The organism is Bradyrhizobium viridifuturi, from assembly GCF_001238275.1.
Classification (GTDB): Bacteria; Pseudomonadota; Alphaproteobacteria; order Rhizobiales; family Xanthobacteraceae; genus Bradyrhizobium; species Bradyrhizobium viridifuturi.
The window spans coordinates 1-12,590 of sequence record NZ_LGTB01000083.1; the positions used below are offsets into that span (position 1 = coordinate 1).

General features: G+C 58.8%; 8 protein-coding genes and 7 pseudogenes. 8 read left to right on the plus strand and 7 right to left on the minus strand.

Features of this window, described 5'->3' with window-relative positions:
• Both ALC15_RS39965 and ALC15_RS48090 read right to left on the minus strand, forming a co-directional pair.
• Positions 1–268: helix-turn-helix domain-containing protein (locus tag ALC15_RS39965; protein ID WP_200914749.1), on the minus strand; the 268-nt coding region annotated here is incomplete at its 3' end.
• Between the two features lie 141 nt (positions 269–409).
• Entirely contained in the window at positions 410–610 is a 201-nt protein-coding gene (locus ALC15_RS48090) for a PDC sensor domain-containing protein (protein ID WP_430648799.1), read from the minus strand.
• On the opposite strand from ALC15_RS48090, the pseudogene ALC15_RS39970 reads away from it, so the two are divergent.
• Together ALC15_RS39970 and ALC15_RS43890 are read left to right on the plus strand one after the other, a co-directional pair.
• Positions 609–905: pseudogene (locus tag ALC15_RS39970) on the plus strand (transposase); the annotation flags it as partial. The gene ALC15_RS48090 and the pseudogene ALC15_RS39970 sit on opposite strands and share 2 nt — an antisense overlap.
• A gap of 405 nt (positions 906–1,310) precedes the next feature.
• Positions 1,311–1,472 (plus strand): annotated as a pseudogene (locus ALC15_RS43890) (IS3 family transposase); the annotation flags it as partial.
• Between the two features lie 966 nt (positions 1,473–2,438).
• Here the strand turns inward: ALC15_RS43890 and ALC15_RS39980 are convergent.
• The gene (locus tag ALC15_RS39980) at positions 2,439–3,182 is read right to left on the minus strand and encodes a hypothetical protein (protein ID WP_244486482.1); all 744 of its coding nucleotides are present in this window, start codon (positions 3,180–3,182) and stop codon (positions 2,439–2,441) included.
• A 419-nt stretch (positions 3,183–3,601) separates the two neighbouring features.
• Here ALC15_RS39980 and ALC15_RS39985 point away from each other — a divergent pair, with 419 nt between their 5' ends.
• Positions 3,602–5,344, plus strand: coding sequence for an ABC transporter ATP-binding protein (locus ALC15_RS39985; protein ID WP_094194423.1), 1,743 nt, complete (start codon positions 3,602–3,604; stop codon positions 5,342–5,344).
• Positions 5,345–5,426: 82 nt separating this feature from the next.
• Here the strand turns inward: ALC15_RS39985 and ALC15_RS42825 are convergent.
• Together ALC15_RS42825 and ALC15_RS39990 are read right to left on the minus strand one after the other, a co-directional pair.
• Positions 5,427–5,615, minus strand: a pseudogene (locus ALC15_RS42825) (IS3 family transposase); the annotation flags it as partial.
• 72 nt (positions 5,616–5,687) lie between these two features.
• Positions 5,688–6,128: pseudogene (locus ALC15_RS39990) on the minus strand (IS66 family transposase); the annotation flags it as partial.
• Positions 6,129–6,207: 79 nt separating this feature from the next.
• Between ALC15_RS39990 and tnpA the strand changes: the two are divergent.
• From tnpA to ALC15_RS40020, 5 genes and pseudogenes are all read left to right on the plus strand, one after another.
• Complete coding sequence (gene tnpA / locus ALC15_RS39995; RefSeq protein WP_162240557.1) at positions 6,208–6,666, plus strand: IS66-like element accessory protein TnpA; 459 nt, start codon at positions 6,208–6,210, stop codon at positions 6,664–6,666.
• A 24-nt stretch (positions 6,667–6,690) separates the two neighbouring features.
• Positions 6,691–7,011 carry an IS66 family insertion sequence element accessory protein TnpB gene (gene tnpB, locus ALC15_RS40000; protein ID WP_094194424.1) on the plus strand — a complete coding sequence of 107 codons (321 nt, stop codon included), beginning with the start codon at positions 6,691–6,693 and terminating at the stop codon, positions 7,009–7,011.
• Between the two features lie 52 nt (positions 7,012–7,063).
• Positions 7,064–8,423: pseudogene (gene tnpC / locus ALC15_RS40005) on the plus strand (IS66 family transposase); the annotation flags it as partial.
• Between the two features lie 743 nt (positions 8,424–9,166).
• Positions 9,167–9,602, plus strand: a pseudogene (locus ALC15_RS46995) (transposase); the annotation flags it as partial.
• Between the two features lie 607 nt (positions 9,603–10,209).
• Positions 10,210–10,716 carry a hypothetical protein gene (locus ALC15_RS40020; RefSeq protein ID WP_050632014.1) on the plus strand — a complete coding sequence of 169 codons (507 nt, stop codon included), beginning with the start codon at positions 10,210–10,212 and terminating at the stop codon, positions 10,714–10,716.
• On the opposite strand, the pseudogene tnpC (ALC15_RS40025) reads toward ALC15_RS40020, so the two are convergent.
• Positions 10,644–12,219 (minus strand): annotated as a pseudogene (gene tnpC / locus ALC15_RS40025) (IS66 family transposase). The gene ALC15_RS40020 and the pseudogene tnpC (ALC15_RS40025) overlap by 73 nt on opposite strands.
• A gap of 105 nt (positions 12,220–12,324) precedes the next feature.
• A complete protein-coding gene (tnpB, locus tag ALC15_RS48095; RefSeq protein ID WP_094194429.1) occupies positions 12,325–12,564 on the minus strand; it encodes an IS66 family insertion sequence element accessory protein TnpB in 240 nt (79 codons plus the stop codon).
• Positions 12,565–12,590 lie beyond the last annotated feature (26 nt).

Sequence of the window (12,590 nt, forward strand, 5' to 3'; positions counted from 1 at the left end):
ACTTGCGCTTGAGCTCGCGGGCAATAGCGGACCAGTCAGGCTCGACCACCTTGCGCCAACCGGGCTTCACGCCAGGCACCCCGTACAGCAGTTGCTCCAGCTCCGCGTCGCTTATCGCTTCCGGGACTGGCCATGCCAGACCCGCGCGCGCAAACCGCTTCAGCGTGTCACGTACCGTCGTCGGCCCGACGCCGACCCGCTCGCCAACCACGCGCGTCGAGAGCCCAGCCTCAAGGCTCAACCTCACAATCTCGCGCACCTGGCGCATCGTAACCCTCCTCGTCGGCATCAATCCTCTCAGCTGTTTCCAGCCGGAGAAATGGCCCAACGATCAGGCCTCACACCATCCGAAACTGCGCGCGATCAAATCGGAATGCTGCGCGGAGAATGCTCGGAACGCTGCGCGCGATCATTTCGGAACCCTGCGCGCCATCAAGTCGGTACGCTGCGCACCATCATCTCGGAATCCGCAGACTTCGTCCGTCGCACTGCCAATGCTTACCACAAGTGGGTAGTCTCTAACTTTACGGAATGCGAATATGCGCTCAATGCCATCGATAGCGCTTCGGCCTGAATAATATCCGCTTTGTTCTGCCTTGATCCGCTCCATAGGGCTCACACCCAGAGATCATTCGACGGCCGGCAAGGTCAGGCTTGGGGTCATTACACGTGCCGGCGACGAAATGTTGAGGAGCACATTGGTGGTCGGCGCGACCGCTCTTCTTCAGCATGTAAGAGCAGGTCGAAGCAAACATGCCTCCCGATGGCTTACCGACCTGCTGCAACGAAAGAGCCCCAAACTTGTCGCCGTGGCGCTTGCCAATAAGATCGCCCGCGTTGCCTGGAAGCTCATGGTGAGCGGTGAAACGTATCGGCAAATGGAGGAACAGCCAACGGCTATATAGAGGATTGGCGACCACGGTGAGAACAGAAACTACCGTGTTGCGCTGATGCTGTGAACTTGCATAAGAGCAGATGGTGCGATCGATCGATCCAAAACTCGTGACACTCCGTCTTTCCCAGTGGCCCTCCGAGGTCGCTGCCTTGTTAGGAACACGCGTTGCGGACCCCATCTTGGCCAGCGGTCATGCGCGACCGCATGCAAAGGCCGGACATATGGAGGCAAGCGATCCGTCAAATCACTGAACAATATCTTGCAAGGAGGGAGCCGTCCACATATGGGAATGGACGCTCCTGCACCAAGCCAACCCCACCGATCAGCAAGCCGCCTGACCCTCACGCATCGCCATCATACAGCTCGCCGAGCCTCGCGCGCACGCGTCAATCAGGCGGTCCTCGTCGTATGCGTACGCTTGATGGCCGACCACGGCATTCTCTTCAGCATGAGCCGTTCCGGCAACGTCTGGGACAACGCGGCGATGGAGAGCTTCTTCTCGTCGCTCAAGACCGAACGGACCGGCAGCAAGACCTACCGAACCAGAGACGAGGCACGCGCCGATGTGTTCGACTAATGCGTGCCGGACCATTGGACGTTTTTTGCATGTGCGGGTCATCGAGGCCTCCTGGACTGCCGAGCACCCTTTTTTGAGGGCACCCGTCAAGGTTGACCAGCTACTCTCCGCGGCCAACGAGCAATCAACAGAGTTGTCGAACGAAACGTTCCGCCCATAAAAAGCGAGCCAAGGTGCTTGTTGCGGAACATTCGTGTGTTGTTATCACCCTGTTCAAGAGCGCCATGACAGCCTCTTGCGAAACCAAGCCGACGTCAGCCAAGGCGCAAGACGCAAGCTGTGATGAAATTATGTCCGCACGAGCCGCACTCGCCTTTGGCAGTACAAGCGCGAAAGTCTCCTTTGCGTATCCGTGTGGAAATACGTCAGAGCCCAAGCGCTCACTCAAATAAGAACGAAGGAGTTCCTTGCCCGAGCGAAGTGCAAACGGAAGCTTCGCTCCAAAATTGATCAATCTCGGATCGCCGAATGGGCGGACGGGCCAAAGACCTCGCGTCGCGAGTGGGCGAGCATGACAACGACTTGCGAGCAGAGTTGTGGATAGAGTGGCGCTGAGGGGGGCGCTAAAAAGGAAGGATGAACGAGCGGCGTCGAGCCCGCGTTTCGTCAACAGGTCTTCTGCAACCCCAAGCGCGATATCCAGATGCGGTGAAGAGGGAGATCTGGGTTCCCCCTCGTCGCTGCTGAAGAGAGCGCAAAGCTCGTCTCCTCCTATGCCGGACCAGATTATTTCGCAGCCATCACCGCGAAACCGATCCCAGAGTGACCCGAACGCCTCAAGGTAATACTCTGAATTGAGTGGCAGGCGTCCTTTCAAGTCAAGATCTAGATCAATCGCCGGCATGTGGGCGCACATTTCAACTTTGTGATCACGGCAGTTCAGTGCGCTCAAAATGCACGCTCGGCGGTCAATCTGCTTGGGGCTACTCCCGTCGCCCAATAGTATCCCGCCACATGCTAGCGATGCTACGCTCTCGCCACAGCAATTGCGACGGAAGCGGAGTCCATTCCTCCGCTCAGCTCCACAGCGCTTGCGCAGAAGGTCGTCGGCCGCGAACGAACAACCGCCTGAAGAGTATCAGAAAACTCAAGGACATGATCGCTCTCCTCTCGTCCGGAGAGCTCAGGGGCTGATGAAGTTGTCGCGCCGTAGTCAAATGACGTTTCCGATCTGTCGACGTACAAGGTGGAGCCAGCAGTCAGCAGGTTAACGCCAACGCAGGCCTGTCGCGCAGAGTAGAACGTTCTCATCGACAGGTGATGCGCTATAATCTCTGCATCAATCGCTCGCGATTTATCAAAACACTCGACAAAATCCCAGGAGAGCGTAACCGTGCGAGTGCGCTCCTCCACGTGGAAGTAAATTGGGAGGCTGCCAATATGGCCTGCTCGTACACGCAACCGAGGACCCCGGCGAGCGGCCTCGATCACGATAAAATCGAGCGGCCAGTGCATGCATTTCTGGTAGTGCTGACGAAATTGATCTGTAGACGCATGGTCTATTACGACCGAATGAACGCCAGCCCCGTCCGCCGCTCCTTGACGCTCACGTATGACGAAGAACCATTGCTCAGTGCTCTTCACTAACGAGCTCTCAAGACTCTTATGTTGGAATGGCCAGATGCAGCTTTCACCAAACTCTATTGAACCGCCTTTGACAACAGGATCGACGTTTTCCAGGTCGGCTATTTTTAGAGTGGCCTTGAGCATTTGTTCCTCGACTTAAACGTTACCGCCTCTCGTGTGAGAGGCGGTAACAGAGCGAAGAATGATCTTAAAGGTAACCTTCGTTAGCGCTGTCGCTAGGGAAGGGGCCCTTCGGATACGAAGTAGTGGGAGGTGGCAGCACCGGTAAGGGGAGGTCAGTTGTATCGGACCGCGATGGCCGCTTAGACGTGTCTGCAGTTGCGCTCTTCAAGTCGTGTTCCTATTGATAGCGTGATCGGGCTTCTCGTCGTGTGGCGCGGCAGCGTATCGAGCCACTCTATAGCGTCTCTCATGTGGGAAGCCGGCCGACAACCTACCAAGATTGGCGGGGTTGGATGACGGTGCTGGACAGAATTGGGTTGGAGCTTAGTAACGGTAAACGGCAGCAAATTCCGCAGAGCCGCATCTTTACGTGAGATCTTATGGAATCCAGATCGCAAGGCCATGTCGGCTCTCTCAGTGCAAGCAAAGCCCCATTCCCTGGATCCGCCGCAGATCAGGTCGACGACAGCACATTGTCGCCGGTTTCCGCAATTCTGCATGCGTACTGGCGATCCGATCGGCGCTTGCTTCTCATCGTTGCCACAGTGGTGCTGATCTCCAGCGCGAGCAGCGTCGCAGCCCCCTATGTATTTTCGGGTCTCATTGATCGCCTCCCGCGGGGGGAAGGCATGTCGGCGTTTGCCTGGGGATTCGCCGGCTATGCGGTCCTGCTCGGCATAGCCTCCGCATTGCAGCGCACGCTGCAGTATCTTTCCTTCATGACAGCCGAGAACCTGGGCTTCATCGCTGCAACTCGCTTTTTCGATCGCATCCTGAGAAAAACCTCAGCCTTTTTTCTTGAGCACAATCCCGTGGAGATACAGAGTGCGGCCGCGCGCGGGTGCAGCGCGTTGACGACGTTGGTCCAGCTTGGAATTATGATATTCATCCCGGCTGCAGCGCAGCTTCTGCTTACGCTCGCTATTCTCGGTGTGCTCGTCAATATCCAGATCGCTGCAATCGTCGTCGCTTATGGGGCTGTCGCGATTACATTGGGGTGGAGTTCGACGCGTCGGGCGCGCGTGTTTCTGGACCGGGCCATCGAAGCCGGACAGGAGAATGCGCGTTTCGTCGGCAACGTCATGAACTCCATGGACACGTTGCGCCATTTCGGCAGTCATTCCTGGATGAGCCAGCGCTTTACGATGAAGGCGCGGGAAGTGCGCGATAACTGGCGAACCTACGTGTTTCAACGATTGGCCTACATAGCCGTGCTCGGCTTAGCCATCGCGCTACAATTTGCCGTCACACTTCTCCTTCTAATACCTGAATACCGGGCCGGCGCGGTCACGATCGGCGATATTGTGCTATTCAACACACTTCTACTCCAACTCAATATGCCCTTCGAGATGGTCGCGCGCGCGATTTCTGACGCGGCGCGGTCGCGAGCCGACCTCATTCCTCTCGCCAGACTGTGGGTCGCACCAGAAGAGCGGCGAACATCTCATGCTCATGATTTCACGCCCTCCGCTGGCCAGCTATCCTTCGAGGGCATTGGTTATGCCTACGACAACGGTCGTGGCGTTACGAATGTCTCGTTTATGGCTAGGCGCGGCGCCATTACCTTCCTTGTCGGCGAAACCGGATCGGGGAAGTCGACAATATTCAAGCTCGTCCTGAAATCGATTGAGCCAGACTGCGGCCGTATTCTGGTCGATGGAACCGATATAACAACCATCGATCACACGGATTGGTATGCCGCAGTTGCTGTTGTGCCGCAGGACGTGATGTTGCTCAATGAGTCGCTAGCCGACAACATTCTGCTAGGACGGCCCCGCGACGAGGTGCGCCTTCGCGGTGCATCAAAAAAAGCCGCTATTCTCCCCATTATCGAGGCTCTGCCGGAAGGATTTGAAACAACCGTTGGAGAACGCGGTTTGAAGCTTTCAGGCGGGGAGCGCCAGCGTATTGCTATTGCCCGCGCGCTCTATGGCGAGCCGGCGATCCTTCTTCTCGACGAGGCCAGCTCCGCGCTTGACGAACGAACCGAGCGGGACATTTTGGACCATATTCGCAGCCTAGCGGAAGATGTGACCGTGCTGGCAATCACTCATCGCAAAGGGGTCATTTTTACAACCGACGTCGTGGTCGAGCTGACCGACTGCGGCTTGTCCTTGACATAGGCGAAGGGATGATCAGCCCGGCACGTTGATTGTCTGCACTGCAGGCGCATTGCTGGACGAGATGTGACCTTGCCCCCAGATTTTATCCAGTTCTGAGTTCGCTCAAGCCATTGGATTTGCCCAGTTGAGCGGTGGTAGCGACGGGAGCTGGCGCGGAGCCATCGGCATAGCGCAGCGCCAGATCCCGGCGCGGGTGGCAGGTGAAGGCGAACTCGGAGGGTGTCTTCCATCCGAGCTGTGAGTGCGGTCGTGCGTAGTTATAATGTAAGCGCGAGTTTCGCGGCACGCGAGGCCGGCGGTGTTGACGGCTCGCCTTCGGTATCGAAGACGGTGCCTGGCGATTTCAGGCCGTGGCGGCTTTTGCGAAGTTGAAAGGCATCAGGTCGTCGATATCTGCATCGACCGCGCGCTGAGGCAACTCGGTGAGCACGTGGCGCAGCCATGTTAACGGCTCGACGCGTGAGGCGCGGCAGGTCAGCATCAGACTGTAGACAACGGCACTGGCCCTGGCTCCGTCGACGGTGTCGCTGAACAGCCAGCACTTTCGGCCAGTTGCAAAAACCCTGATGTCGCGCTCCAGAAGATTATCGTCGATCGGCATCCTGCCATCTTCGGTGTAACGCGTCAGATAGTCCCATTGCTTCCGGGTGTAGGACACGGCGTCGCCGAGCTTGCTGTCAGGCAAGACCTTCGGGGCCATGTCATCGAGCCATCCCTTGAGGGCGTTCAGGACGGGAATGCTGTGTTGCTGGCGGAAGCGGCGAATGCAGTCGGCCTGTGTTTCGTAAGCGCGAATTTCTCCGCACCTTTTGCTTTTGAGTGCCCTGATGCATGAGGTGTCCACCACAATAGATGGACACCTGATGAGCGACGACGATCAGAAACTGCGGGTCAGGCTTGTCGGCCGGAACGGTCGCCGGCGCTACGAGACGGGATCGAAAGAGCGTCTTGTCGCGGCCTGCCTTGAGCCTGGGGTTTCGGTATCGAGGCTTGCACTCGAACATGGGGTCAACGCGAACCTCCTTCGGAAGTGGATCAAGAAGCACAGCGCGACCAGGTCACTGCCGCCGTCCTCACGCCCGGCGTTCATCCCGGTTCAGCTTGAGGGGAAGTCCGAGCGGGACCTGTCGCGAAAAGACAGCGTGGCGAGGGTTGATTTGCCGGCTTACGATGAAGTGCGTGGTTTGGAACCCAAAGGGACTCCAGCTCTTTGTTCTCCGGCCAAAGTGAGCGTGTCGCTGCCGAACGGCGTGAAGCTCGCGCTGGAATGCGGCGATGTGGATGCATTGACGGCGATCATCGGAGCGCTGGGCGATGTTTAGACTGGGCGATGACCTGCAGTCTATCTGCACCGTGAGCCGATCGACTTCCGGGCTGGCATCAACAGCCTTGCGGTCCTGGTCCAGGAGACGATGGCGCTCGATCCATTCACTCCGGCGGTTTTTGCGTTCTGCAATCGCCGTTGCGACCGGATGAAGCTTCTGTTCTTCGATCGGTCCGGCTTTGTACTGGTCCTGAAGCGGCTGACCGAAGACAGGTTCCGATGGCCGCGCCGCCAGGAGGCGATCGTCACGCTGACGACGGAGCAATTGCACTGGATCCTTGACGGCATCGATATCGATGCGATGGTCCGCCATCCGGTGCGGCAATATCAGGTTGCCGGCTGAGCTCTCGAGTTGAGCGGTTGACGCGTCGGTACGGTTCAGATTCAAGACTCCGATGAATCGAACTGGCGATCCGAGTGTTGAAGTGCTGTTGGCACGCATTGCTGCGCTACAGGCGGAGAACCATCAACTCGCCGACCGCGTCGCCAAGTCGAGGAAGAACTGGCGCTGGCACGCCTGCATCGTTTTGCGCCGCGCAGCGAAAAGCATGTTGATCGTCTCTTCAATGAAGCCGAGCAGGCCTCCGATGAGGAGGACGTCGGCAGTGAAACGAACAATATCGCCGAACTTCCGGACACGGGCTTGCCATCCGTCGAAAACACAATAGGAAAGAAGCGCGGCCGCAGACCGCTGCCGGGGAACCTACCTCGTGAGCGCGTCGAGTATGACCTGTCCGACGATCAGAAGGCGTGTCCTTGCTGCCGTGGCCAGATGCATCGCATGGGCGAGGCTGTCACCGAGCAACTTCATATCGAGGTGAAGGCGAAGGTTTTACAGAATGTGCGCTTCAAATATGCGTGCCGCCATTGCGATCGCACCGGGATCCACGCCCTGTCGTGACCGCGCCGATGCCGACGCAACCGTTGCCGGGCAGCGTTGCTACGCCCTCGACGCTGGCGTTCGCGCTAGTTCACAAATATGTCGATGGCACACCGCTCTACCGCCTGGCGCAGGCATTCGAGCGCGCCGGCGTTCCTGTCAGCCGAGGCGCTCTGGGCCACTGGGTGATCGGCTCGAGCGAAAAACATCTCTCCCGCATCTATGACGCGCTGAAGCTGCGGCTCAGATCGCAGCCCCTCATCCATGGTGACGAGACCACGGTCTAGGTGCTGAAGGAAATGGACAGAGAGGCCGCCAGCACGTCATATATGTGGGCTTACCGGAGCGGCGAGGACAGTGACGAGCCGATCGTGCTGCTCGATTATCAGCCGGACCGCGGCCAGATACACCCGCAGGCCTTCCTCGCCGATTACCGCGGGATATTGATGAGCGATGGCTACACCGCCTGGCGCACGCTGGCGAGGGCAACCCATCTTGGATGCATCGCCCATTCCAGGCGGCGCTTCGTCGATGCACTCAAAGCGAGAAAGAAGGGTGGCGGGCCGCCGGAACAGGCGCTCCGGTTCTTCGAACAGCTCTACCGGGTTGAACGGCAGGCGCGGGACGGAATACCGGAGAGGGGTGAAACACAGGCCGACTGCATTCGCCGCTTCCGCCAGCAACATAGTGTCCCCATCCTCAATGCTCTCAAGGTATGGCTCGATGACATGGCCCCGAAGGTCTTGCCTGACAGCAAGCTCGGCGACGCCCTGTCCTACACACTGAACCAGTGGGATTATCTGACGCGCTACACCGGGGACGGCAGCATGCCGATCGACGGCAAGAACGAATACGGGCTGAGCTTTCGAATATTCATCTGATCGACGGTTCCACCGAAGCCGTGATCGGCGATTTCCACTGGAATAGCGGAGCATTAGCGCCGATCATCCCGGCTTCTTAGGGTTTGAGTGCATTTATTCTATTGAGAACGAGGTCGGGGAATATGTTGAGATCGTTCGACAGCCGATAATCGGGTGGCGTTGCATTTCAAATTCGGCTCCTTCGCCAATAACCGCGAGTGGCGACGACTACCAAGCTTGGTAGTCGCTTCCGGCAGCCGTGAAAGACTAACCTCGCGAGCGTTCAGCAGAGCCATGTTATATCGATGTCGAAACCTTTAACCATGCTCTCAGCATTACCCATGCTCTCAGCAGTCGAAATTGCAAGTGCTAAAAAGCGCGTCAACTATCAACACGCAAGCGTTGAACATGAACACGACGACTGTGTGAGGATTGCCTATCAATGGTTGGACGCACAAATACTAACCAAGAGGATGTTGGGTCGATCATACCCTTTAGACAAGATCATAGAGGTCTGGGGCGGTAGGCACATTGCTTCGTACAATGTAGCAGTTGCCGCTGAATTGCACTCAAGAATCCGAGGCAAGTACCCTCACTTCAATATCAGCGCTCGCCTAACCTTCCCCTCCGGTCGTCGGCTTGCCAACATTGCGGAGGCGAGGACGCAAGACCACCATCTTACGACGCAACACATTGTCGAAACATACGGTCGGATCGAGGAACCGTAGGACGTACGCATGTCGGCCGGAGGCGGACAAATGAGGCGCGCAAGGTTCACGGAAGAGCAGATTATCGCGATGTTGAAGGAGCATGAGGCTGGGGCGACGACAGCTGATTTGGCTAGCAAACACGGAGTCTGCGAGGGGACGATCTACAATTGGAAGGCCAAGTTCGACGGCATGGAGTTTCTTGAAGCGAGGCGGCTGAAGGAACTCGAGAAGGAGAACGCGAAGCTGAAGAAGCTACTGGGCGAGCTGCTCGATGCCATTACAATGCGCTAGCTTCTGCAAATATGGTAGGGGCCGCCGCCAAGTGCGCCGCTGTGGCGCACCTGAAGGCCTTGATTGGCCTGTCGGAGCGACGGGTCTGCATGATCGTCGACGCGAATCGAAAAATGATCTGCTATCTCACCGCCCTGTGGATACGGAGCCGCGGGCCCGGGCGCGCGACCTTGCCCACGAGCGGCGTCGGTTCGTAACGCCTAAACTGAAACGTTAATCGCCGTTCAACGGTTAATGTGTAAGCGGTCATTTTCCCCCACCTTGTTGTAGGCGAACTGGCCTGCAATATGCTTTCCGTTATGAAGAGAGCGGATCGCAGCATGATTGCGGATGTTGTTGACGCATTGCGGGCTCGGATTCGGCGCCGTCGTTGGTGCGACGATGTCAAGGCAGAGATCATGGCGAAGTCCTACGCGCCAGGCGCGGTGATGTTGGAGGTCGCTCGTCGGCACAGATCTCGCCGCAGCAACTTTCGGCCTGGCGCAGGGCGGCCCGCGACGGCTTATTGAAGCTGCCGGAGGGCACCGTGCCGGTGGCGACGAGGCCCTCAGGTTCGACTGCGATCCAGGATCGGAGTTCGTCAAGCGGCGAGGCTTCTACCGCGCTCGGCGGCCCAGGCCCAAGGCATGAGTTCGTCCAGACGGGAGACGGCCAGAGATTGACCGTGAGCGTCACGGGAAGCTCACCGTGCCGGGGCTTGACTCGCGCGGAATGCTCCGGATAGCGCGGTCGGGATGATTGACGCCGCGGGCACGCGGTGATGGGGTGATCCCGGTTCGGAGCGGGCAACGGGGATCAGAATGACCAGCGAGTCGCAGCTGCGCGAGAAGCTTCGGAAGATCGAGGCGTTGTTCGTGGGTGCGGGAACTGCTGGTGAGCGCCTTGCGGCGGAAGCCGCGCTGCGGCGGGTGCGTGCCCGGGTCGAGGAGCTCGCTCGCCACGATCCACCGATCGAACAGCAATTCTCACTTCCCGACCAATGGTCGCGGCACCTGTTCTTGGCGCTTTGCCGTCGCTGCGGGCTGCGGCCGTTTCGTTATCACCGCCAGCGACGCAACACGGTGATGATCCGCGCGTCACGAGGCTTCGTCGACAAAGTGCTGCTGCCGGAGTTCACCGAGCTGGAGAGGGCGCTGCAAGTCTATCTGCACGAGGTGACGCGGCGCGTCGCGAGGAGATCTATGACGACACCAGCGATGCGCAGGAAGTTCCAGATGCCCTGCCGTCGAACTGATCAGGCGGGGAGCTTTGCCGGTGAACTGTCGCGCTCGGCCTTCCAATTCCACGGCAGCAGCATGTGCAGCTGATTGATCTTGGTACGTCCAGAGATGATGCGTTCGAGAACATCGGTCAGATAGTGCCGCGGGTCGATGTCTTGCAGCTTTGCCGAGTTGATGAGCGAGGCGAGAATGGCCCATGTCTCGGCGCCGCCTTCACTGCCGGCGAACAAGTAGTTCTTCTTTCCCAGGCCTATCGGCTTGATGCTGCGCTCAACCGTATTGCTGTTTATTTCAATGCGTCCGTCGTCGATGAAGCGCGTCAGGCCGTCCCAATGGTTGAGGGTGTAGCGGATGGCTTTGCCCAGACCGGACTTCTTCGAGACTTCCAGCAGCCGCGCCTCAAGCCAGGGTTTGAAGTCCTCGATCAACGGCCTGGTGTCACTTTGCCGCATAGCAGCCCTATGCGCCGCCGGCAGACCGCGGATGCGATCCTCGATGGCGTAAAACATCGCGATCCGTTGCAGCGCTTCCGCGGCAATCGGCGACTTGGTCGCGACGTGAACGTCCCAGAACTTCCGCCGCGCATGCGCGAAGCAGAACGCCAGCTGCACCAGATGGCCGCCGTTCTTGATCAGGCCCTTGTAGGCGGCATAGCCGTCGACCTGCAGGATGCCGTGGTAGTCCCCGAACAGCTGCTTGGCGCGGATCGCCTTGCGATCCTCGGCAAACATGTAGACCACCGCCGGCGCGCCGGGCCACCCCACGGACGGTCATCGGTGGCGATCGCCCAGAACTGGCAGACTTTGGTCCGGCCACGGCCGGGATCGAGAACCGGCAGCGGCGTCTCGTCGGCAAACAGCCGCGGGTAGGACATCACTGTGTCGCGCAACAGCGTGTGAAGCGGCTTCAGCCACCAGGCGGCGCGCCCCATCCACGAGGCCAGCGTCTGCCGGTTGAGCGTGATGCCTTGCGCAGCGAACATCTGTTCCTGCCGATACAGCGGCAACTGGTAGCCGTATTTCATCACCGCGATGTGGGCCAGCAAGGCTTCCGTCACCATCCCGCCGTCGATCGCCTGGGCCGGCGCGGGCGCCTGCATCACACCCTGGCGGCATCCCCGGCAGCCGTACCGCGGACGCACTATGCGCTTGACCCGGTACTGCATCGAATGACGTCGAAGGCTTCCTTGACGGTCTCCCCGATTTTGTGCAGCCGCTCGCCGCAACAAGGGCAGATGTGGCTCTCGATATCGATCACGACGTCGATGCGCGGCAACTGCTCCGGAAGCTTCCCCCGGTCGCGTCGCGCCGGTCGCTTTCCACGGCCCTCCGCTCCGTCAGGCAGCCCGTCTCCGGTAACGTCGTCGTTGGCGGCGGCACCATCCGCCTTCGCCGTGATGGCGAAGAGAGGCAGTTGTCTGGGATCCAGTGTCTCAGAGCGGGGACCGAAGATCGTGCGCTTGTACTGGGACAGGATTATCTGGAGCTTGTCGTTCTCCTGGACCGCAGCCTCGCGTTGGGCAATCGCCGCATCACGCTCGGCCGCCAGCGTGCCGCATTCCGCCGACAACGCCGCAAGCTGTGACGACAGCGCCATCACGGCTTGTCGGAGCAATGCTGGATCAGAAGGCAAATCACTCATGCAAAGTGATTCTACAACAACTCCGCATGAGTGACGAACTACTTTTGATACGGATCAACCAGCTCGTGCTGGCTGATCCACAACCCGCATCGGCACACGCTTCCAGTCTGAGCCATCGAGCAGCACCGAGAGCTGAGCATGAGATAGCGGAATGACGCCTTCCTTGATCGGCGGCCAGGTGAACTGCCCCTCGATTCTCTTGTAGTAAAGGACAAGGCCGCTTCCGTCCCAGGTCAGGATCTTTACGCGATCTCTACAGCTCGTTTCATTGTGCGTCCCTTTGTCAGATCCCAGGCAGGCGGATCAACCTATCGTACTGA

Bases quoted from the DNA above. Each gene is read 5' to 3' on its own strand.
- ALC15_RS48090 (WP_430648799.1), bottom strand. From the start codon at position 610: ATGGAGCGGATCAAGGCAGAACAAAGCGGATATTATTCAGGCCGAAGC.
- ALC15_RS39980 (WP_244486482.1), bottom strand. From the start codon at position 3,182: ATGCTCAAGGCCACTCTAAAAATAGCCGACCTGGAAAACGTCGATCCT.
- ALC15_RS39985 (WP_094194423.1), top strand. From the start codon at position 3,602: ATGGAATCCAGATCGCAAGGCCATGTCGGCTCTCTCAGTGCAAGCAAA.
- tnpA (WP_162240557.1), top strand. From the start codon at position 6,208: ATGAGCGACGACGATCAGAAACTGCGGGTCAGGCTTGTCGGCCGGAAC.
- ALC15_RS40020 (WP_050632014.1), top strand. From the start codon at position 10,210: ATGACCAGCGAGTCGCAGCTGCGCGAGAAGCTTCGGAAGATCGAGGCG.